Source organism: Aerococcus agrisoli, assembly GCF_003797145.1.
GTDB classification, from domain to species: Bacteria; Bacillota; Bacilli; order Lactobacillales; family Aerococcaceae; genus Aerococcus; species Aerococcus agrisoli.
This window is the reverse complement of the sequence record NZ_RKMG01000017.1, coordinates 1-22,853: the sequence shown is the minus strand read 5'-3', so window position 1 is coordinate 22,853 and position 22,853 is coordinate 1. Positions and strand designations below refer to the sequence as shown.

The window sequence follows — 22,853 nt, the reverse complement described above, 5'->3', positions numbered from 1 at the left end:
AGAAAATAAAAAATGAATACAGAATTATTAATTAAATTAACTATGGTTGCTACTTTCGTATTAGGCTTCGTTTTACCATTCGGATACTTCTATAAGGGTCAAAAAACAAAAGATCGTTACAAAAAAACTTTAACAACTAACATTGTTTTCGTTGTTGCTGGTATTCTAATCGCTATCGTTTTAGCATATAACCCACAAGTTGCATTAGCAACAGCTGGTGAAGCTGCTACAACAGCTGCTTCTTCTGCAGGTTTAGCTACAGGTTTAGGTTACATCGCTGCTGCATTATCAACAGGTCTTTCATGTGTTGGTGGTGGTATCGCCGTTGCTTCTGCTGCATCTGCTGCCTTAGGTGCTATATCAGAAGATGGTTCAATTTTCGGTCGTTCATTAATCTTCGTTGGTTTGGCTGAAGGTGTTGCACTTTACGGTTTAATCATCTCATTCATGATCTTAGGTCAACTATAATGAAAACTTACGTAATCTGCGATAATTTAGATACTTTGACTGGATTGCGACTAGTAGGAATTGAAGGCGAAATTGTAGGCAGTAATCAAGAGTTTACCGAAGCTTTTAATAAAGTTTTAGATGATAAAAATATTGGTATTCTCTTCATTTCACCTTCCCTAATTGACAGTAATCAAGATGTGGTAAACGAGGTGCGTTTTAATCGCTCAACACCACTTATCACAACAGTTCAAGGTGCGCATGAATATCAAAATGCTACCAATACTATTGCTGAGACAATTCAACATGCAATCGGTATCCAATTATAGAATGGGAGTTTAAGCAATGGATTTAGAAGATAAATTTGCTTATTTTGAAACGCAAGTGAACCAACAAGCGCAAGACGTGATTGATGAACAAGTGAATCAATATCAAGCTACTTTGCAAAAAGACTACGACGAATACAAACAATCTATTCGTCGAGAATACGATGCAAAATACGACAACGCACAAAAAGAAATGCGTAAAGAATTTAATAAAAATATTTCTCAAAGCCAAATTCACCAACAAAGAGAGTTATACATTCAAGAAGAAAAATTGAAAAAATCTTTATTTAGTGAATTTAATGCTTCATTACAAGAATATATGCAAACACCTGCATATAAGGATCAACTCGTAACGATGATTCAAAATGTGAAAAAATTTGCTGATCAAACAAATGAAGAATTTGTTGTTTACATCAACCAAACTGATGCAGAACTTTTGGATTTCTGTCGTGAAGAAACAGGATCAAATGTGCAAATTTCTGACCGTGACTTCATCGGTGGTGCTCGTGGTGTGTTAAAAGAACGTCAAATTTTAATTGATTATTCATTCACTACCCTACTAAGCCACGTCGAAGAAGAATTTACTATCAAGGAGGTTGAAGGATAGAATGACAAATGAAAATTTAATTTATGCTATTTCAGGTCCTATCGTTAAAATCTCTGGTCCAACTGACTTATCAATGCAAGAGATGGTACACGTAGGTGAAGATAAACTAGTTGGGGAAGTAATTTCTATCAACGAAAAAGAAACTACTATCCAAGTTTATGAAGAAACTGCTGGATTGAAACCTGGTGAAAAAGTATACGGTACGAGCATGCCAATCAAAGTTCAATTAGGTCCTGGCCTAATCAATAACATTTATGATGGTATCGAACGTCCGTTAGTTGAAATCGAGAAAAAATCAGGTTATATGATCAAACGTGGTGTCCAAGTTGACTCTTTAAACAAAGAAAAACTTTGGCATGTGACACCTACTGTTACTGTAGGTGAACAAATTTCCGGTGGTACAATCATCGCTGAAATTCCTGAATCAAACGCAGTAATGCACAAAGTATTAGTGCCCCCTACTATCGTGGGTGAAGTTGTTGAAGTTGTAGCTGAAGGTGACTACACAATTGAAGATGTACTTGTTAAAGTCCGTCGATTCAATGGTGACATCGAAGAAATCAAAGCTTATCAAGAATGGCCAATTCGTCAAGCACGTCCTGTTGCTTCACGTTTTGAATCAACTACACCATTGGTTACTGGTCAACGTATTATCGACTCAGTATTCCCAATTGCTAAAGGTGGTACAGCCGCGATTCCTGGTGGTTTCGGTACTGGGAAAACAACTATGCAACATCAAATCGCAAAATATGCTGACGCCGATGTCATCGTCTACATTGGTTGTGGTGAACGTGGTAACGAAATGACGGAAGTTCTAGAAGACTTCTCAAAATTGATTGACCCTCGTTCAAATGCACCATTGATGGAACGTACAGTTTTAATCGCCAACACATCTAACATGCCCGTTGCAGCTCGTGAAGCCTCTATCTATACTGGTTTAACAATTGCTGAATACTACCGTGACATGGGTTATGATGTTGCCATCATGGCAGACTCAACTTCTCGTTGGGCAGAAGCCTTACGTGAATTATCTGGTCGTCTAGAAGAAATGCCTGCTGAAGAAGGTTTCCCAGCATACTTAGCTAGCCGTATCGCTACTTTCTATGAACGTGCTGGTTACATGCGTACATTAAACCAAGGTGAAGGATCAGTTTCGATTATTGGTGCCGTATCACCACAAGGTGGGGACTTCTCTGAACCAGTTACACAAAATACCAAACGTTTTGTGCGTTGTTTCTGGGGTCTTGATTCAGAATTAGCACATAAACGTCACTACCCTGCTATTAACTGGATGAACTCATATAGCCAATATGTAGATGACTTAGGTGCATGGTATACAGCAAACGTTTCTGATAAATTCTTAGCAAACCGTGCCGAAATGATGGCCATTTTGCATGAAGAAGATCAATTGATGGAAGTTGTTAAATTGATTGGTTCAGACGTTTTACCAGATCATCAAAAACTTGTTTTACAAACAGCTCGTGTTTTCCGTGAAGGTTTCTTACAACAAAATACCTTCCATAAAGTTGACTCTGCTGTACCTATGGCTAAACAAGAAAAAATGATGGATGTTATTTTGTACTTACATCACCGTGCCAAATCATTGATTCAATGGGGTATGCCAATGTCTTATGTGAATAAATCAAGTATCTTTACTGATGTTATCAACATGAAATACAATACCTCAAATGATAATTTAGATGATTTTGATCACTACTTTGAAGATATTGATGCATTCTACGAAAAAGCAATGCAAGAAAACGGTTAATAAGGGGGAAATATAATGGCAATAGAATATTTAGGACTAAATTCCATTAACGGCCCTTTAGTTGTTATTGATGGTGTTCGAGGTGCTGCTTACAACGATATCGTTAAATTTCGTGTGAATGGTACTGATGAAAAATTAGGTCAAATTATCTCAATGGAAGGCGAAAAAGCAGTTGTGCAAGTATTTGACTCAACTACTTCAATGTCTTTAGATAATACACATACACAATTTACCGGTCATGGTCTAGAAATGGAATTATCACCTGCAATTCAAGGACGTGTCTTCGATGGTATCGGCCAACCAATTGACAATTTAGGTGCAATTCACTCTGACATCAAACGTGATGTGAACGGTGCACCATTAAACCCAGTTTCACGTGTATATCCTCGTGACTACATTGAAACAGGTTTCTCATCAATTGATAGCTTGATGACTTTAATTCGTGGTCAAAAATTACCAATCTTCTCTGGTGATGGTATGAGCCACAACCAAGTTGCTGCTCAAATCGTAAAACAAGCTAAATTGGGTGAAAACTCTGATGAAGAATTCGCTGTTGTTTTCGCCGCTATGGGTGTAAAACATGATATTGCGGACTACTTCAGACGCTCATTTGAAGAATCAGGAGCTATGGACCATGTAACAATGTTTGTGAATACTGCGGATGATCCTGTAATGGAACGTTTGATTACACCACGTGTTGCCCTTACAACAGCTGAATACTTAGCTTATGACTTAGGTAAACACGTATTAGTAGTATTAACAGATATGACTTCATTCTGTGAGGCTTTACGTGAAGTTTCTTCTGCAAAACAAGAAATTCCTTCTCGTAAAGGTTACCCAGGTTACTTATATTCAGAATTAGCAACTATTTATGAACGTGCTGGTATCGTTAAAGGTAGACCAGGATCTGTAACACAAATCCCTATCTTAACAATGCCTAACGATGACATCACTCACCCAATCCCTGATCTTACTGGTTATATTACTGAAGGACAAATCGTTTTAGACCGTTCATTAGAAGGTAAAAATGTATACCCTCCAGTTGGTATTTTGCCATCACTTTCTCGTTTAATGAAAGATGGTATTGGTGATGGTTATACTCGTGATGACCATTCAGATGTTGCCAACCAATTATTCGCATCATATTCTGGTGCCAACGAAGCAAAATCATTAGCTTCAGTAATTGGTGAAGAAGAACTTTCTGATATCGATAAATTGTACTTAAAATTCGGCGAATTATTTGAACAATATTTCGTTGGTCAAGGTCAAGATGAAACACGTACCATTCAAGAGTCTTTAGATTTAGGTTGGAAGCTATTAGGTATTTTCCCACGTGAAGAATTAACACGTATGGATACTGAAGTCTTGGACAAATACTACAAATCAACTACAGACGAAGTTTTAAACCAAAATAACGCTGAAAATCCCCTAGTTTAAGGTGGTGACTCTTAATGGATATTAATAATACCCCTACTAAAGGGAACTTGATGCAAATCAAAAAAACATTAGCTCTTTCTCGTAACGGTTATCAATTAATGGACCGTAAACGTATTATCTTAATGAATGAATTGGTTACCCTATTAAGTAGAGCATCCGGTCTTCAAGATGATTTAAAAGAAGCCTACGCAATCGCTTATCAAAAACTAGCCATTGCCGCTTATGAAAATGGTATGTTAAGTACGCATGAAGCTGCTACCAATGTTGACCCAGATGATGGCGTCAAATTACGTGTACGTAGTGTTATGGGGTCTGAAGTACCTGAAGTATCATACACAGCAAGAGCCATGAAACCTGCATATTCATTCTATGACAATACCGTTGCTACCGATGAAGCACGTTTAGCATTTCGCAAGGTGAAAGAATTATTAATTCAAATTGCTGAAGTTGAAAATGCTGCTTATCGTCTAGCGAATAACATGCAAAAAACACAAAAACGTGTAAATGCCCTTCAAAATGTGACGATTCCACAATTGGAAGATGCGAATAAATCAATTTCTTCTGCACTTGAAGAAAAAGAACGTGAAGAATTTACCCGCTTGAAAGTGGTTAAACGTATTTTAAATAGTAAATAATCACTAATATCAACGGTCTGAGAGCTCAATCTCAGACCGTTTTCTTTACTTCAAAATATACAAAAAGACGAGCTCAAGAGTAAAACTCCCGAACTCGTCTTTTTTATTATCCTAATGCTATTTATTCAGCATCTGGTAATTCAGTGTTGTAATGTACGTTTTGAACGTCATCATCATCTTCAAGTAAGTCGATTAGATTTTCTAATTGGCTTACTTTATCTTCTGCTAATTCAACCATGACATTTGCAGCCATAGTGATTTCAGCTTGAGCTAATTTAAATCCTTGTTCTTCTAGGTTATCACGAACAGATGTGAATTCTGAAGCTTCAGTTGTGATTTCAAATACTTCATCAGAAGTAGTCATATCTTCCCCACCAGCTTCAATTACATTCATTAGCATTTCGTCTTCATCGATATCTAAACCTTCACGTTCGATTGCAATGTAACCTTGACGTTCGAACATGTAAGATACAGCACCTGTTTCAGCTAATGATCCACCATTTTTGTTAAAAATTGTACGTACATTAGTTAAAGTACGGTTTGTGTTATCAGTCAATGTTTCAACTAAGATTGCGATACCACCTGGGCCGTAACCTTCGTAAGTGATTTCATCATAGTTTTCACCTGCATTGTTACTTGAACCTTTTTCGATAGCACGGTTTACGTTATCGTTAGGCATGTTTGCAGCTTTTGCTTTATCCATAACTAAACGTAATGAAGGGTTGGCTTCTGGATCTGGTCCACCAGCTTTTGTTGCTACATAGATTTCACGAGATAATTTTTGAAATACTTTGGCACGTTTTGCATCGGTTGCACCTTTTTTATTTTTGATCTTGCTCCATTTATTATGTCCTGACACGACAAATTCCTTCTTTCATGTTAATTTCACCTAAAACAGTATACCAAAATATTGATATATTGGCAATTTAGGCTATTCTGTTTTATGATTTGGCACCATTACATCTAAAAATGATGGTAATACTTCAATATCAATCGGTAAAGCAGGTCCAACTTCCCCGTCGATATTGGCTTTTACTTCTGCTTCGTCGTCATCTTTAACGCTAATAGATACATGTTTTACGTTATACGTAACCATGTTATTTGCTTCAGAAATATAACCACCATTTAATTCATGGATTAAATTAGGTAATTCAGTTAAAAGGTTTTCTTCTTTTAAAGCCATGACATGTAAAAGACCATCATCTGGTGTCGCATCTTGAATCATATTTTCAACTGACCCAACACTATTGGTTAAGGCAACAATAATCACTTTCGTTGAGATTTCAATTAATTCATCATTGTCGAACACCAATTCATATGTATGTTCTTTGTCTTTAAAAAGTGCACGCATTGAATCACGTACATATGCGAAAAAGCCAAATTTTGATTTTTCTTCACTTGATGTTTCCATAACTGCTGATGGAATTGCACCAATAGCAGCAACATTACAGAAATAAGCGTCATTAATTTTCGCAATATCAATTTTACGTGTTGTAAAGTCTGCTAATTCTTTCGCTGCAATTTTAGGATCAAGATTAATCCCTAATGCACGTGCTAAATCATTAGCAGTACCTAATGGAATAAAACCAAATGGGATTTTATTCTCTGCCTCAGCCAGTCCAGTAATACCCTCATTAACGGTACCATCACCACCTACAACGACAACACCATCGTATTGGTCATCAGCAGCTTCTTTAGCCCAGTTCTTAGCATCGCCCGCACCTTCAGTCATACGTGTTTCTACTTCGTCATATGATTTCCCTAATGCTTCTTCTAAGTCTTCTTGAATTTCTTTACCGCTTCCTTTTCCGGAAGATGGATTGATGACTAACATCACTTTTGTCATTTTGATGACCTCCTTGAGTATTTTTCTACTCTTATTCTACTAAATTCAACTACAGATAGCTATTTTTGACTAAAAGTTATAAAAATTCTTTGTATCTTCAATGAAAAACCCTAGTTTTTTTACATTGTCTTTACATGACTCAAATCTCATAGCACGAATGTCTTAGTTTTGATATAATAAGAATCAAATCTTGCTATTTTTACAAGAAATATGCTATAGAAATGTGTGTGGCCGTTGAAAAAAAATATAGAAGAAAAGAAAGTTCGTGGGGAAAATATGACGACTAAGGATAGAACTGTGTATTATCTGAATGTCTTCTTCAAAGTCCTGTCTAAATTAGCCCTAGTGGTAATTGTGACGGCTGTACTTGGTGGAAGTTTAGTTCTTGGTCTTGGCTCTGGATATTTCCTTGGTTTGGTAGAAGATATGCCTATTCCAACTGATACTGAGTTGGCGAGTGCCGTATCCAATGCGGGTGAAATTTCAACCATGCAATATAGCGATGGTTCTGAAATCTCTAGTATCCGTGCTGACCTTGTTCGGGTAAATACTACATTGGACAATGTGAGTCCATATATTGTGAATGGTTTAGTTGCAACGGAAGATGAGAACTTCTTCGAGCACGAAGGTGTTGTGCCATCTGCTATCATTCGTGCAGCAACATCGACATTTTTAGGTGTTGGTGGTTCATCTGGTGGATCTACGATTACACAACAGTTGATCAAGCAAAAATTATTAACAAATGAAGTTTCATTCGATCGTAAAGCGAAAGAAATTTTATTAGCGCTTCGATTGGAAAATCACTATTCAAAAGAACAGATTTTACAAGGTTATCTGAATGAATCTCCATATGGTCGTAATAATAAAGGTGAAAATATTGCGGGTATTGAAACTGCAGCACAAGGTATTTTTGGTGTTTCTGCCAAAGATGTTACCCTTGCTCAAGCAGCATTCCTAGTTGGGATTCCACAAAATCCTTATACTTACACACCTTTCCTTCAATCAGGTGAGTTAAAAGAATCTGATTATTTAACTGATGGTGTTACTCGTAGTCATGAAGTGTTACAACGTATGCGTTTAACGAACATGATTACTGAAGAAGAATACCAAACAGCAATCAATTATGATATTACACAAGATTTCATTTCACCTGCTTCAACTGAAGATGTGCCTGAAGAACGCAATTCTTATATTTATCAAGCTGTTGAATTACAAACAATTGAAATATTGATGGAACAAATGGTTGAAGCTGATGGTTTAACGATGGCTGACGTAGATGCTAATGTTGACTTATACAATCAATATTACGCTGAAGCAGACAGTCAAATGCGTAATGGTGGTTTAACCATCAAAGCAACTGTTGATCCAGAAATCTACGAAACAATGAATACGACTGTTCAAGAATACGCAGCTTCATTTGGTACAACTTATTACTCTGAAACGACTGACGAAGCAACAGGTGAAACTGTTGAAGTTGTCGAACCAGTTCAAAATGGTACCGTCTTATTAGACAATGATACTGGTCAAATTTTAGGATTTGTCGGTGGTATCGACTTCGATATGAGTCAAGTTGACCATGCGCTTAGTGTCCGTCGTCAACCGGGTTCATCAATGAAACCTATTTTGACATATGGACCAGCCTTGCAAGAACAAATTGCTGGACCAAATACCATGCTTGCTGATACTTACATGCGTGTGGAACAAGCTGATGGTACTATCTATGAACCAACAAACTTTGGTACGTCACTATCAAATGGGTTTGTAACAGCACGTTATGCCCTTTCAAACTCAATGAATAACCCTACTTTGTATCTATACAACGAGATGTTAAAACAAGGTGTCGATATTCAATCATATGCTTACAAAATGGGCTTACAAGATGCGATCGCGTCAGATGAATTTGGCCATATCGCTCTTTCGCTAGGTGGTACTTCAACTGGGCCAACAGTATTGGAAAATGCTGCAGCTTTTGCCACTTTCGCAAATGGTGGTGTCTATGTTGAACCTTACCTAGTTGAGACAATTACTGATTCGAATGGTAATGTTGTTTACCAACATCAAGCACATAAAGAGCGTGTCTTTGATGAAGATGTCGCTTATGTTATTGCCGACGTTTTACGTGATGCAACTTCTGCTGGATCTATGGCGATTTATAAAGCCCAAATGGATGCCGATTTAGATTGGATTATGAAAACTGGGACGACTGAAAACTTTAGAGATTTATGGGCTAATGGTTCAACACCAACTGTTACCCTTACATCATGGATTGGATACGATAATACAACGCAAGAACGTGACTTATATAGCCAAGATGAAAATGCAGTTTACGGAACACCTGCACAACGTTCCTTAAGATACTGGACGACATTAGGTAACCGCTTGGATTACTATTATCCAAATACCATGGGTTCTGGTGAAATTCACGAGCAACCTGACAGTGTCCACGAAGAAACTGTCGTTACAGCCACAGGAACCAAGGCTGGTAGCTTTAGCGGACCTTATGGCACTACTTATACTATCCCTTCAACTGCAGCTACTAACACCGAGTTATTTACTGCTGCGATGGAACCTGCTGAAGCACACTTCGACTTCGCAATTGATGGTAAAGTAGATGAATATGTGTCAGTACTAGAAACTTACCGTTCTAAAACAAATTCTTCAGTGAATACAACGGTTCAAGGTGTATTACAAGCCTACCGCCTACGTTTAGCTGAAACTGAAGCACGTCGACAAGAATTAGCCGAAACAAATATCGAGGAAGATGGTTAATATTAACCCTACCTCACAACAAGAAAACCACTTAGGAATTGATCCTAAGTGGTTTTTTGTATGCTTAATATGTTTATTATTAGATTTCCATGGCGTCTAAAATAGCCATATCTTCTGCCGAAATTTCAAAGTCTAATTCAGCATTAGCGATGATATATTCTTCATGGACAGATTTAGGTAAAATGATGTGGCCTTTTTGTAATGGGTAACGGTAGCATAATTGCGGAACAGATACACCGTATTTATCAGCGATTGCTTTAATATCTTCGTTACCAAGTAAACGACCAGTACCTAATGAAGAGTATGCTTCAATAATAATGTCGTTAGCTTCACAAAATGCAACGATTTCATCTTGTGTATCACCAATATGGTATTTGATTTGGTTTACTGCTGGTTTAATTTTTGTGTTATCTAGTAAGTTTTGAATATCCGCTACGTTGAAGTTAGATACCCCAATTGCACGAACTAATCCTTTTTCATAGATTTCTTCCAAAGCACGCCAAACTTGTAGATTTTCTTCAAAGAAATTCCAGCGTTTTTCATCTCTGGAGAAGAAACGCCAAGGTGTAGGACAGTGCACTAAAATCAAATCAATATAATCAGTGTCAAGATCAATTAATTCTTGATGAAAATCATCCATTACTTTTTCATAAGTTTTAGAGTCACCACGAACCTTACTTGTGATAAATACATCTTCGCGTTTTAAGCCTGAAGCTTTAACACCAACACCGATACCTTTAGCATTTTCATAACCAACTGCACCATCAATGTGTTTGTAGCCATTCTCTAAAGCAAATTTCACCGATGTAACAGCATTAGCTGTTGGTGTTTGCCAAGTTCCTAAAGCGATTTGCGGGATTTCTACCCCGTTGTTTAAGGTTAAGGTTTTATTTAATAAATTCATGTTATGACCCCTTATAAATTGATTTACAGCTTTCACTGTCTTTCCATTATAAATCAGCTAAATTTGTACACAAAATGAAAACCCTTAACAAATAGATATGTTAAGGGTTTTCCTATTTTATTACTCGATTTCTAATGATTTAACTAATCTATCTTTTTTCCTTTATTAGCGAAATAGACAACTATTACGCCAATAATCAAACTAGTAACCATAGCTATTAACATACCCACACCTTCATTTGATAAGGCAGGTGCTACAATTGCAGGAACATATGCTGTACCCTGTACATTAAAGAAACCAACAATTGCACCACCTATAGCACCTGAAACAATAGCACCCCAAAATACGATTTTACTAGAAAGCATAAATGGATAAGCAGCCTCCACAAAAGTCCCGAAGATGACATTAATCAAAAATCCTGGTAATGCAATTGCTCTATCCTCTTGATTTATTGGGAATAAAATATTGCCTAATGTAATTCCTGCAGATACCATTACCAAAGCAACCATATCAATTGCACCTAAGAAACTCATGCCATTTGCTTCCATTTCCAATAATACGATAGGTAAAATTGCAGCATGGTATATGCCACCCATAATTGCTGGCCAAATTAATGCACCTGCAACTATTCCAGCTAGAATTGAATTGAAGTCTAATGCGGCTTGAATCACATTTCTAATGCCATCTCCAATTGTTACTGCTATTGGTGCTAACAAGAAATATACAAGTAATCCAGCAATTAACCCTGAAATACCACCCGCAATAATATTAGCCGTTGTACCAGGAACATTCCATCTAAATGAAATTTTTATCAGATAAATCGCTAAGATACCGGCAATTATACCTGCCAAAATTCCACCTATAATTCCACCATCTACAGACAAAGCACCAGCAATAATTCCGGAAACAATACCAACTTCCTCCAAACCTGAAATTTGGTAAGCAGCAATTGTAGCAACAATAACAGGTAATGCTGCAATCAATAAATCAAATACAGTACTCAAACCCGAAAATGCAGGTATTTTACTAATTGCTAATATCAATGCCATAGCAATAAATCCCGGTAACGATGACATCATAATCCCTCGTATATTAATACGTTTAAAAATATTACTTTGATCCTTTCCAGAATCAATTTTTCCTATTACGGGAGAATATTTTAGGTTAAACTCTTTGGCAAAAGCTGAAGCGACGGATATAGCTCTTGTTCTGTTAGTAGTCCCGGTTGTTCCAGACATTGCAATAACTCTGACTCCACTAGCCTGAATTTTACCCATTGCAGTACCCCCTGTACCAGTTACAGGAATACCTACCTCTACAGCTGCTTTCACAGATGCATCATTAATACCTTCTGGATCAGCACTTACATAAATAATGCCATCTAATTCTTGTGCAACAATTTTTGATGCTAACGCTTTATCCAATTCAATTGCCTTGTCATTTATGATATTTAATTTATCTAAATTAGAATTTACAATGGTTCCATTATTCAAAGTGTAAATCTGAGCCATTGTATCATCTGTTATTTTATCCATTGAAGTGTCAGTCCCGATAAAAATCAAATCACTAACTTCAATTTCAGCAGCATTTAATTGAATAATTATTTCAGAGATTAATTTATGAGGGTATTTGCCACCTAAATTAAATAAATTTCCACCACTACTTCCTAATAACGCTACTTTCTTCATAATACCCTCCTTATGGTTCTCACCTATTTATAATTAAACTTTAATATTATACTTACAAATTTAGTATATCTTAATTTCCAGAAATGCCAATATATTTTTGAAAATATTTTCATGCTATTAAATATAATTTCTAAAATTACTCTTCCAAGCATAGCTTTTTGTAAAACAAAAAAGTTGGATCCATTACTGGATCCAACTTTTCATACATCTATAAAAATTTAAACATCTTAATCGTTTGAATATTAGTTTTTCAATGATTGGATTGGCGCAGGAATACGACCACCACGGTTGATGAAAACATTTGGTGAAGTACGGTTCACTTGCATTACAGTACCTTCTCCGAATAAACCACCAAAGTTCAATGATTCATCATCTGAACGACCGATTGCAGGAATCACACGTACAGCAGTCGTTTTAGAGTTAATCATACCAATTGCTGCTTCATCCGCGATAATTGCAGAAATGATTTCTGGTGTTGTGTCCCCAGGGATAACAATCATATCTAGACCAACTGAACAAACAGCTGTCATAGACATTAATGTTTCAAGGTTCAACGTACCATTCGCTGCAGCAGCAATCATACCAGCATCTTCGGTAACAGGAATAAATGCACCTGATAATCCACCAACGTGAGATGAAGCCATGATACCACCTTTTTTAACAGCATCATTTAACATTGCTAATGTAGCAACAGAACCGTGTGCACCAACTTGGTCTAAACCAATCTCTTCAAGGATATGTGCCACTGAGTCCCCTACAGCAGGTGTAGGTGCTAATGAAAGGTCAACGATACCGAATGGTACACCTAACATCTTAGACGCTTCAGTACCCACTAATTGGCCCATACGAGTGACCTTGAATGCAGTTTGTTTAATTGTATCAGCAACTACTTCAAGTGATGCATCTTTAGGTAATGCAGCAAGCGCGTTACGTACAACACCAGGTCCAGAAACACCCACGTTGATTACTAAGTCAGGTTCACCTTGGCCATGGAAAGCACCAGCCATGAATGGATTATCTTCAACTGCGTTACAGAATACAACAATTTTAGAAGCACCCATACATTCATTATCTTGTGTTAATTCAGCAGCTTTACGAACTACTTGACCCATGATTTTAACTGCATCCATGTTGATACCAGCTCGTGTAGAACCAATATTTACTGATGAACATACATGATTTGTTTCAGCCATCGCTTGAGGAATTGACTCAATTAAAGCCATATCTCCAGCAGAGAAACCTTTATGCACTAAAGCAGAATAACCACCAATGTAGTTAACACCGATATCTTCAGCTACACGATCAAGCGTATGCGCATACTTCAATGGGTCACCACCTGAAGCAGCAAGTAATTGTGAAATTGGTGTTACAGCAATACGTTTGTTAACGATTGGAATACCATATTTTTCTTCAATTGCTTCACCTGTTGCAACTAAATTTTTCGCAGCATTATAAATCTTGTCATAGACTTTTTGACATGATTTGTCGATATCAGAATCGGCACAATCAATTAAGGAAATACCCATTGTAATCGTACGAATATCTAAATTGTTGTCTTTGATCATTGAAACTGTTTCAATGATATTTTGCATTTCTAACATATGTTTTCTCCTTAATTGACCTTAAATTTTATGCATTGCGTTGAAGATATCTTCGTGCATGACATAAACTTCCATGTCAACAAGCGAATCTTTCATTTGTTGTTTGAATGCTTCAAACTCAACTGTTAAGCCATCGATGTTCACGATCATCACCATTGTGAAGAAATCTTGTAAAATTGATTGGTCTACATCTACGATATTTGCCCCAACTTTTGCACATTCAGTTGCCGCTGTTGCTAAAATACCTACTTTATCTTTTCCAATTACTGTAATTACTGCTTGCATATGTATATACCATCCTTAATTTTTATACCCTTAAAAAACACGCAATGCTTATTTTCTTCAGAATATTTTTTGATTTTATTGTGTAAATAATTTACTGTAAAAAATAACTGTTCATACCAATAATAATCTCATCCTATTATAATCGAAATCTCTTGAAAACTAAATGCTAAGCTAAAAATTTCACGAAATCAATGTAAATACAGGGTTATTTTGAAACATTTCAAACAATCATTGCATTTATTCGAATGAAATTATTCAACAACTTGCTCTGTCCATGCTGTTTCCAAGTAATCGGCATAGGTAAATTCATCCGTATATGTATGCATCCGGGTCTTCAAATCACTAAACCAACTTGCTAAACCATCCCCGTTATCTTTATACATTGCTAGTGGTTGGCTTTCATACATTACCTGATTATATGTTCCCGCAAAATAAGTTGGCATAAACTTCGGATCTACCACGTTTACTTCACCATTCGCATCCCGTTCAAAAGTTACCTCATGAATCCCCGCAACTTTATTCGCATCTTCCACCTGTCCTGTCATAAAACTCGCTTGAGAATACATCACATATGTGTCACCATCATTCAGCCAATTTACCGGTTGTACATCATGCGGATGCCCGCCAATAATTAATTTCACGCCTGCATCAGCCAAAGCTTGGGTAATCGCAATTTGTTCACCGTCTGGTAAAGTACCATATTCTGTTCCTAAATGAAGTGATACAACAACAGCATCCACTTGGTCTTTTAATGCTTCAACATCATCAAGCATATCTTGTAAATAAGCATAATTCACTACCCACGGTTCATCCTCAGGCGGCATCATACCATTGGTGCCATATGTATATGCTAAAAAGCCAAGCTTTATCCCATTCGTATCTAATATACGCGGCGAATTCTTGTCATCTTGACTGGCATAAGCGCCATAATACATTATTCCTGCTTGATCTAAATAATCCATGGTAGTATAAGCACCCTCCGCAAATTGATCTAAGGTATGATTTGTCGCAAAAGATACAGCATCAATACCGGCACGGCGCAAGGACCCCAAAATTGACGATGGCATATTGAAATTAGGATATGTTGAAATTGGTAAAGTTGGGTAGGCAGCAGGAATTTCTAAATTAGCTACCGTAATGTCAGCATATGAAGTATACGGCGCAATTCGAGCAATCATGGGGTCAAAATTATATTCATCGACACCGAGATCTATGTTGCCAACATCACTTCCTGCGTTAATTTGGTTTTGCTCATTTAAAGCAGCAATAGCACTCAAATTACTTGCCGAATCTAGAAAGAAATTGCTCGATGTATTCGCCATCTCAGCAACTTCCGAATGAATTAATATATCCCCTACAGACCGCAAAACAACTGTACCCTCTTGCCCTTACCATAAAGCCGCATATTCTTTTTGAAGCAAATCAGATAAGAAGGCTGGGGTCTCAATTTTGTTTGTAGAAACACTCATTGATGCACTTTCTTGGCTAGCAAGTGAACTTGACTCGGCAGCATCGTCGCCGTTCATTTTTGCTTGAAACGCTAATCCTATACCACTTAAACAAACCACAAATATCACCATAATAGCAATAAGGATTTTGTATCCACCTTTAACTTGTTTCATGATTCCCCCTCCCTTACACAGTAATCATAATGGAAGTGTTTTCAAACAACAATAAGAAGTTTTCGATTGAAAAGTACAATATAAAAAAAGATCAGACATCTCTGCCTGATCTTACAAATCATCTTAGTGTTTAGTAGAATCTCTCAACACAAATTTATGTGGTAAAGTAACGTGATTTTCTACGTCTTCTTCTTTATGCATTAATTTCGTTAAAATACGCATTGAAACGGCACCAATATCATACAATGGTGGTTCGATAGAAGTTAATGACGGACGTACAATTTCAGTTAATGCTGTATTGTTTGATGTAACAATCGCAAATTCTTCTGGCACTTTTACGCCATTATCCACCATGAAGTTCGTTACTTTAACAGCTAATTCATCACCAACAACAACTAAAGCATCCGCCTTAGAATCTTTAATGTGGCTAGCAATTTCTTCACCATTTTTGAAGCGAGAGTCTGCTGTTTCAAATAATAAATCTTGATCTACTGATTTACCTGCTTCTTCTAAAGCTTTTACGTAACCGTTGTAACGGTCAGTATTATTAGTGAAATAAGGTTTTGCAGCTAAGAAACCAATGTGTTGGTAACCTTGTTCTAATAAACCTATAACTACTTCGTAGAAGGCTTGCGTATAGTCGATATTTACAGATGGAATTTCATTTTTCGTATCATTTAAACCAGCTAATACGAAAGGTGTGTTTGTACGATTAATTTCTTCACGTACCGAATCAGATAATTGGTGACCCATGTAGATGACACCATCTACTTGTTTAGCCAAGATATTTGATAATACTTGTGATTCTTTTTTATTATCCGCATTATCTAAGATAATGTTGTATTTATACATTGAAGCAATGTCATCAATACCTAATGCTAATGAGTTAAAGAAGTTGTTCGTAATATCTGGTAATAGCACCCCAACAGTTGTTGTTTTCTTACTTGCCAACCCTCGTGCTACTGCGTTTGGACGGTAGTCTAATCGTTTAATAACTTCTAATACTTTTGCTCGTGTAGATGGTTTTACATTTGTATTCCCATTAACCACACGTGATACTGTAGCCATTGAAACTTGCGCTTCACGCGCTACATCGTAGATAGTGACAGTTTGTTTATCCATAGTTAAGCTCCCTTTTTCATATTTTACGTTTTGTTTTCATATTTACAATGCCAAATATAGCATTAAAAACGCGTTCTTGCAAACGTTTTCTTCTATATCCCGTTTGCTTTCATACACATTTTCATATTCTATCAGTATTTGCAAAAATAGACAAGTAGTTTTCATCAATTTTATGAAAATATTGCATTGTTTTCATTTTTATATACAAAAAGACCTATAAACGCCCCTATTTATAGGCTTGTTTATAGGTCTCGAAATTTACTTTACTTGAAAGTAAACATTATTTTTCTTTTACTTCTTGTACTTGTTCTTTCACAGCATCAACATCTTCTTTGATTGGTTGGCTATCTTCTTTTGCTACTTCTGTAACAACTTTCGCTTCTTCAGCACCAGCTTTTACTTCTTCTTTAGCAATTTCAGTAGCTGCTGTAGTTGTATCTTTGGCTGCTGTATAAGCATTTGCAACTTCTTCGCGAGCTGTTTGGTATTGTTTGCTCGCTTCTTGTGTTGCTTCGTTTAATTGATTTTTTAACGCTTCAGCAGATTCAGATAAGTTGACACGGATATCTTGTGCTGCTTCAGTAGCTGTTTGGTAAACTGCATTTCCTTTTTCAGAAACGATATCCGCATAATCTAAGGCAGTGTCACGAATAACATTTGCTTGTTGGTTTAAATCATCGCGTAGTTCACGACCAGATTTAGGTGCAAATAATAAAGCTGCAACAGCACCTGCAGTACCACCGATAATAGCGCCTAATAAGAATGATCCAGTATTTCTTGACATGTAGAATTCCCTCTTTCTAATTCAATTTTAGTATGGTTTAGTTGTAGAATTTTCTTGTGCTTTGCGCACTTGATGTTTTTTGTATAAAGCTTTGGCAGATTTACCTACCTTTTGTATTCCAGAAACAGTTGGTTGGCCTGATACATTCGCTACCTTCACTGTTGCAGTAGCTTCTTCGCTAGCTTCAGGTGTTTCTGTCATCTTGCCTTTAATATCATCCACTTTGGTTTGCGCCGTATTGGTAATATTTAATACAAGATTACGTGTTGAATCATTGACATCTGAAACAGTTACACCAATATCTCCAATTGCCTTAAACAATGGATCTACTTGAGCTACTTTTCCATTTACATCATCCAAAAGTACATTGGATTTATTTAGTAACCCTTGAACCTCAATTGAAAGTGCATCCACATCTTTCGTTACTACCTTAACTGATTCATTCGCTTCATTCACAATCCCCGTAACTTCTTTCATGGTTTTTGTCAATTCACGTAAGAACAAGATAATGTAGACGACTAAAGCTGCAAATGCAATCGCTGCGATTAAGCCTGCAATTTGGCCTCCTGTCATGTACAAATCACTCCTTTTTCATTTCCACATTATACGAACCTGGAAATATAATATAACTATAAAAGTATTTTACCATACCATGCAAAGGCTTTACAAAAATAATCACGTATATTTATCATGAAAAAAACACATTTACCTAGTAAAATCATTTAGTGACGGACTTGCAAATAACTTTACAAGTCCAAAAGTCTTAGATACTATGAAAAGGAAGGCTATAAATGGAAAGGATGATTTATTTGAAACAATGGTGGCAAACCTATGTAGAATCCATTGATTATGCAGGCATCATTTCGGATATTGTATCGGTAATGGTGGAATTAGTCATGACCATCGTCGTATTTTGGTTAATCAAGAAAATTGTCGACCGTATTGTTGACCTCTATTTTGAACGAGATGCCAAACGTATTGAAAACCGTGAAACAGGATCACTAAAACGTAACAAAACGATTCACAAATTAGTTGAAAACGTCGTGCAATATACCTACTTCTTCCTATTAGGTTACTCAATATTAGCAATTATTGGCGTACCCGTTGCGACACTAATCGCTGGTGCCGGGGTTGCTTCACTTGCCTTAGGTCTGGGTGCACAAGGATTTATTACAGATGTCGTGAATGGCTTCTTTATCTTATTAGAACATCAATTTGGTGTTGGTGATTATGTTACAATCGCTGGTTTATCAGGAACGATTATCTCAACAGGCATTCGTACGACCGTTCTTAGTGGAGATGACGGTTCTCGTCACTACATCCCAAATCGCAATATTACGAACGTAACCAACTCATCGAATACAACCAAACATGTATACATCGACCTATATGTTGATCCAAATACTGACTTGAAACACATCGAGCAATTAATTCAACATAGTTTAGAAGCAACAGTGGCCGACGAACGCGTAATGGGGCAACCAAATATTTGGGGTTACCAACGAGACAGTTTTGGCCGTCTATTCTTCCGCGTTGTGCTAAATACTAACGATGCTGATAAGATGCCTGTCCGCTCTTACTACTATGAAAAACTGACACGTACACTTGTAGAAAATGGCGTGACCCTACCCGTTTACGATTCTCGTAGACCCGGTTAGTTTTTTGTGAAAATCACCATACTAAAAAAGCGATTGGCCGAGGCCAATCGCTTTTAATTTACAATCTATTGTCTCATCAACGACGATGTCGACTTTTAATTTAACCGATTTCGTTAATAACTTCCCAATCTTTATTATAGAAAGTCACTTCTTTTTGACCATTTGTCCAATCTAAAATGGCGAATGATGGATAAGAATATTTACCTCTAGGTTGGCTAATAGAGCCTGGGTTAATCACTTTAACCCCATCAATATCTTGTTCATCCATCTTATGTGTGTGACCATATAAGACAACCTCAGCATCGTTTGCTTTGGCTAAATCAACTAATTTATCAACGCCACGGTTGGCATCATATAAATGACCGTGTGTAACCACAATTTTTCCTTCAGGTGTTGCCAATGAAATCGCATCTTTAAAGTGGGCATAATCCATATTTCCTTGAACAGTATGGAAAATTCCCCAAATTGTATCATCTTCAGCTAATTCAGAATCTCCACAATGAATGAATACATCGATATCGTCGTCCGATTGTACGATTAAATTCAACAAAGCTTCATGATCCCCATGATTGTCACTAGCGATTAATATCTTCATGTAAATTCAACTCCCCATTTTCTAAATCTTTTGCTAATAAACGAAGTGCATTTCCGCGGTGGCTTAAACTATCTTTTTGTTCAGCCGACATTTGTGCGGTTGTTTTGTCTTCGCTCGGTACATAAAAAATAGTATCATAACCAAAACCATTGTCTCCGCGTTCTTCACGTGTAATGAAGCCATCTAATGTACCATGATATGATTTCAATACTTGGCCTTCGGCGTTGGCGACCACTAGATAGGTATGGAAACGTGCAGTTCTTTGGTCATCAGCTACGTCAGTTAATGCAGCTAACAATTTTTTCCGATTATTGGCATCACTTTTTTCAGGTCCAGCGTAACGTGCTGAATAAACGCCAGGAGCGCCATCTAAAGCATCTACTGATAAGCCGGAGTCATCTGCAATGACTGGAATATTTAAGTCTTTCGCAGCGGTTGTCGCTTTAATTGTCGCATTTTCAATGAAAGTTTCGCCTGTTTCAGGAATTTCTGGGTAGTCAGGGAAATCTAGTAAAGTTTTCACTTCAATGTCGTACTGAGCAAACAGGCTTTTAAATTCCTTGGCTTTGCCTAAATTGGCTGTTGCAATCATTACTTCTTTCATTTGTTAACCCCTTTTCATGTTCGCTTGAATGGTTTCTAGTTCACTAATAGTGACACGTTCTACGTGAATGTCACCCTCCAACCAGTCATCAGCTATCTCTTTAAATAATTCAGGTGATCCAGTCGTATAATAATTTCGCCTTGTTGGTGAGTCATCATCCGATAATTTTGCAATATCATTATAATCCAACAAGATGGATACGTCTGATATCGTTTCTTGACCCGAATCTATCAAAGTTACTGTATTGCCCAATGTTTTTTGAATTAAATCACGTAGCAATGGGTAATGGGTACAACCTAAAACGACTGTATCTAAGCCTTTATTTTTTAGCGCTACCAAAGCTTCAGCAACAACTTTTTTTGCTAGTGGTGTATTGTATTGTTGGCTTTCAACTAAAGGCACAAATGGTGGACAAGCGAGCGACGTAATTTTTAAAGTCTTATTTTTTTGACGCAATGTTTTCACATACATGCCACTTTTAATTGTTCCTTCAGTACCCAATACACCGATTTTACCATTTTCAGTATATTTATTGGCTGCACGTGCACCTGGTTGGATAACACCAATAACAGGAATTTCTACGCGAGCTTTAATTTCGTCTAAACATACGGCAGTCGCTGTATTACACGCAATGACTAATAGTTTAATATCTTTTGTTAAAAGAAAATCTACCATTTGATTGGTAAATTTCGAAATTTCTTCAACGCTTCGCGGTCCATAAGGGCACCGAGCGTTGTCACCAATATATATGATTGATTCGTTAGGTAATTGGCGCATGGCTTCTTTTACAACGGTTAGCCCACCAACACCTGAATCTAAAAATCCAATTGGTCTATTCATTTTACCCTCCCACTCAATTATTCAAAGAAAATGCAAACTGAATAATTTATGTTCTATGGTACAATTATAGCAGAATAATGGGGTTCACTTCAGGATTTCGCATTTATTAAAAGTATTTTAACAATCTGCATCTTGAGGCAAATCGCGTTTAAAAATGTAATCTTTTTGATTGAAATGGAGGATTTTCTGAATGAAAATTGCACTAATTGCTCATGATTCAAAGAAAGATATGATGGTTACTTTCGCACTAGCCTACCAACCGATTTTAGCCGAGCATGAATTATTTGCCACGGGTACAACAGGTCAACGGATTATTGATGCCACTGGTTTAAACGTACATCGTTTCAAATCAGGTCCACTTGGTGGTGACCAACAAATTGGTGCCGCTGTCTCTGAAAATGCAATGGATTTAGTTATTTTTATGCGTGATCCATTGGCCGCTATGCCTCATGAACCTGACGTGAATGCCTTAATCCGTTTATGTGATGTATACAACATCCCACTTGCAACCAATATTGGTACTGCAGAAGTTCTTATTCGCGGTTTAGATGCTGGATTCTTAGATTGGCGTGCCCAATATGAACAAGGCCGTATGAATCGCGACATTTTAGAAAATATTGAAAATGGGAATGCTGGCCGTAAATTAATTGAATAAAAACTTGCTAAGTTGAACCTGTTTCTTTTTCGGTTTGCACTTTTTTCATAATATCACTTATAAATTGAAAAACCTATTCGTTTTATGGATAATAAACTTGTAAAAGCATTATTTAAAGGAGTGTAGAAAAATATGGCCCATCATTATTTTGAAGACAAAGAAGCCTTTACACTAGTAGGCGTGAGTACTGAATTAGTCGCTGATTACACAGATTTTGAAGAAATCAACAAACAAAAAGCTGCCTTCTGGCAAAAAGTAAATGAAGACGGCACAGTTCAAAAATTAATCGATGAATCGATTGACGGTCACCTATTTGTGATTAATGAAGCCGTAGATAATAAAATGATGCATTCTGTTGGCGTCCAATCTGACCATGAAATTGATGGTACAGTTAAAGTTACGGACTTCCCTGAAGGTAAATACTTAATCATTGAAGATAAAGCCGATGATCGTCAAACATTGAATGACTTATTAACCTATGCAGCATTTGGTCAAGTTTTAAACGAAATTACCGACTACGCTTATGTTGGTGGCCCAAATGCAGTGGTTCATATGGAAATCAAAGAAGACCAACACCTTGGTCAAATGTGGTTACCAGTTATAGCACAATAACAAATACTAAAAAAGCCGTGTGATGTTTATAGTGGACCCAAAAAGTTA

Annotated in this window: 24 protein-coding genes; 10 read left to right on the top strand and 14 right to left on the bottom strand. The window is 36.9% G+C overall.

The annotated features are described in order from the left end of the window. Positions 1 to 12 precede the first annotated feature (12 nt). From EF384_RS06075 to EF384_RS06050, 6 genes are read left to right on the top strand one after another with little or no spacing between them, the layout of a single operon-like run. Entirely contained in the window at positions 13 to 468 is a 456-nt protein-coding gene (locus EF384_RS06075; protein WP_123780279.1) for an ATP synthase subunit C, read from the top strand. Further along, positions 468 to 776, top strand: coding sequence for a V-type ATP synthase subunit F (locus EF384_RS06070; protein ID WP_123780277.1), 309 nt, complete (start codon positions 468 to 470; stop codon positions 774 to 776). Before EF384_RS06075 ends, EF384_RS06070 begins: the two co-directional genes overlap by 1 nt. 16 nt (positions 777 to 792) lie before the next feature. Further along, entirely contained in the window at positions 793 to 1,380 is a 588-nt protein-coding gene (locus EF384_RS06065) for a V-type ATP synthase subunit E (RefSeq protein WP_123780275.1), read from the top strand. Between the two features lies 1 nt (position 1,381). Continuing rightward, positions 1,382 to 3,148 carry a V-type ATP synthase subunit A gene (locus EF384_RS06060; protein ID WP_123780273.1) on the top strand — a complete coding sequence of 589 codons (1,767 nt, stop codon included), beginning with the start codon at positions 1,382 to 1,384 and terminating at the stop codon, positions 3,146 to 3,148. A 15-nt stretch (positions 3,149 to 3,163) separates the two neighbouring features. Beyond that, positions 3,164 to 4,585: a V-type ATP synthase subunit B gene (locus EF384_RS06055; protein WP_123780271.1), complete on the top strand. Its 1,422-nt coding sequence runs from the start codon at positions 3,164 to 3,166 to the stop codon at positions 4,583 to 4,585. Positions 4,586 to 4,599: 14 nt separating this feature from the next. After that, positions 4,600 to 5,220: a V-type ATP synthase subunit D gene (locus EF384_RS06050; protein WP_123780269.1), complete on the top strand. Its 621-nt coding sequence runs from the start codon at positions 4,600 to 4,602 to the stop codon at positions 5,218 to 5,220. Positions 5,221 to 5,341: 121 nt separating this feature from the next. On the opposite strand, the gene EF384_RS06045 is transcribed toward EF384_RS06050, so the two are convergent. Together EF384_RS06045 and EF384_RS06040 are read right to left on the bottom strand one after the other, a co-directional pair. After that, the gene (locus tag EF384_RS06045; RefSeq protein WP_123780267.1) at positions 5,342 to 6,079 is read right to left on the bottom strand and encodes a YebC/PmpR family DNA-binding transcriptional regulator; all 738 of its coding nucleotides are present in this window, start codon (positions 6,077 to 6,079) and stop codon (positions 5,342 to 5,344) included. Between the two features lie 72 nt (positions 6,080 to 6,151). Continuing rightward, positions 6,152 to 7,066 (bottom strand): diacylglycerol/lipid kinase family protein, encoded by a 915-nt coding sequence (locus tag EF384_RS06040; RefSeq protein WP_123780265.1) that lies wholly within the window; start codon positions 7,064 to 7,066, stop codon positions 6,152 to 6,154. Between the two features lie 234 nt (positions 7,067 to 7,300). Here EF384_RS06040 and EF384_RS06035 point away from each other — a divergent pair, with 234 nt between their 5' ends. Continuing rightward, on the top strand, positions 7,301 to 9,835 hold the full coding sequence (locus tag EF384_RS06035; RefSeq protein ID WP_123780263.1) for a transglycosylase domain-containing protein: 2,535 nt from the start codon (positions 7,301 to 7,303) through the stop codon (positions 9,833 to 9,835). Between the two features lie 79 nt (positions 9,836 to 9,914). Here the strand turns inward: EF384_RS06035 and EF384_RS06030 are convergent, their stop codons facing one another. The 9 genes from EF384_RS06030 to EF384_RS05995 form a co-directional block, all read right to left on the bottom strand. Continuing rightward, entirely contained in the window at positions 9,915 to 10,739 is an 825-nt protein-coding gene (locus tag EF384_RS06030; RefSeq protein ID WP_123780261.1) for an aldo/keto reductase, read from the bottom strand. Positions 10,740 to 10,882: 143 nt separating this feature from the next. Beyond that, the gene (locus tag EF384_RS06025; RefSeq protein WP_123780259.1) at positions 10,883 to 12,427 is read right to left on the bottom strand and encodes a PTS sugar transporter subunit IIABC family protein; all 1,545 of its coding nucleotides are present in this window, start codon (positions 12,425 to 12,427) and stop codon (positions 10,883 to 10,885) included. Positions 12,428 to 12,669: 242 nt separating this feature from the next. Beyond that, positions 12,670 to 14,028: a PFL family protein gene (locus EF384_RS06020; RefSeq protein WP_123780257.1), complete on the bottom strand. Its 1,359-nt coding sequence runs from the start codon at positions 14,026 to 14,028 to the stop codon at positions 12,670 to 12,672. Positions 14,029 to 14,049: 21 nt separating this feature from the next. Continuing rightward, positions 14,050 to 14,313 carry an ACT domain-containing protein gene (locus EF384_RS06015; protein ID WP_123780255.1) on the bottom strand — a complete coding sequence of 88 codons (264 nt, stop codon included), beginning with the start codon at positions 14,311 to 14,313 and terminating at the stop codon, positions 14,050 to 14,052. A 251-nt stretch (positions 14,314 to 14,564) separates the two neighbouring features. Further along, complete coding sequence (locus EF384_RS06010) at positions 14,565 to 15,680, bottom strand: CapA family protein (protein WP_233570053.1); 1,116 nt, start codon at positions 15,678 to 15,680, stop codon at positions 14,565 to 14,567. Between the two features lie 21 nt (positions 15,681 to 15,701). After that, positions 15,702 to 15,935 (bottom strand): hypothetical protein, encoded by a 234-nt coding sequence (locus tag EF384_RS09830; protein WP_233570052.1) that lies wholly within the window; start codon positions 15,933 to 15,935, stop codon positions 15,702 to 15,704. A 123-nt stretch (positions 15,936 to 16,058) separates the two neighbouring features. After that, on the bottom strand, positions 16,059 to 17,057 hold the full coding sequence (gene ccpA / locus EF384_RS06005; protein WP_123780253.1) for a catabolite control protein A: 999 nt from the start codon (positions 17,055 to 17,057) through the stop codon (positions 16,059 to 16,061). A 280-nt stretch (positions 17,058 to 17,337) separates the two neighbouring features. Next, positions 17,338 to 17,841 (bottom strand): YtxH domain-containing protein, encoded by a 504-nt coding sequence (locus tag EF384_RS06000; RefSeq protein ID WP_123780251.1) that lies wholly within the window; start codon positions 17,839 to 17,841, stop codon positions 17,338 to 17,340. 27 nt (positions 17,842 to 17,868) lie between these two features. Continuing rightward, positions 17,869 to 18,414 (bottom strand): DUF948 domain-containing protein, encoded by a 546-nt coding sequence (locus EF384_RS05995; protein WP_123780249.1) that lies wholly within the window; start codon positions 18,412 to 18,414, stop codon positions 17,869 to 17,871. A gap of 218 nt (positions 18,415 to 18,632) precedes the next feature. On the opposite strand from EF384_RS05995, the gene EF384_RS05990 reads away from it, so the two are divergent. Continuing rightward, positions 18,633 to 19,499: a mechanosensitive ion channel family protein gene (locus tag EF384_RS05990; RefSeq protein ID WP_233570051.1), complete on the top strand. Its 867-nt coding sequence runs from the start codon at positions 18,633 to 18,635 to the stop codon at positions 19,497 to 19,499. Positions 19,500 to 19,599: 100 nt separating this feature from the next. Here EF384_RS05990 and EF384_RS05985 read toward each other — a convergent pair whose 3' ends face one another. Genes EF384_RS05985 through racE form a run of 3 tightly spaced genes read right to left on the bottom strand, consistent with a single transcriptional unit; the run spans position 19,600 to position 21,538 of the window. Continuing rightward, positions 19,600 to 20,094: a YfcE family phosphodiesterase gene (locus EF384_RS05985; protein WP_123780247.1), complete on the bottom strand. Its 495-nt coding sequence runs from the start codon at positions 20,092 to 20,094 to the stop codon at positions 19,600 to 19,602. Further along, complete coding sequence (locus EF384_RS05980; RefSeq protein WP_123780245.1) at positions 20,075 to 20,698, bottom strand: XTP/dITP diphosphatase; 624 nt, start codon at positions 20,696 to 20,698, stop codon at positions 20,075 to 20,077. Before EF384_RS05980 ends, EF384_RS05985 begins: the two co-directional genes overlap by 20 nt. Before the next feature lie 3 nt (positions 20,699 to 20,701). Next, the gene (racE, locus tag EF384_RS05975) at positions 20,702 to 21,538 is read right to left on the bottom strand and encodes a glutamate racemase (protein WP_123780243.1); all 837 of its coding nucleotides are present in this window, start codon (positions 21,536 to 21,538) and stop codon (positions 20,702 to 20,704) included. Positions 21,539 to 21,728: 190 nt separating this feature from the next. Between racE and mgsA the strand changes: the two genes are divergently transcribed. Further along, complete coding sequence (gene mgsA / locus EF384_RS05970) at positions 21,729 to 22,193, top strand: methylglyoxal synthase (protein WP_123780241.1); 465 nt, start codon at positions 21,729 to 21,731, stop codon at positions 22,191 to 22,193. 132 nt (positions 22,194 to 22,325) lie between these two features. Further along, complete coding sequence (locus EF384_RS05965) at positions 22,326 to 22,805, top strand: GyrI-like domain-containing protein (protein ID WP_123780239.1); 480 nt, start codon at positions 22,326 to 22,328, stop codon at positions 22,803 to 22,805. Positions 22,806 to 22,853: the final 48 nt, after the last annotated feature.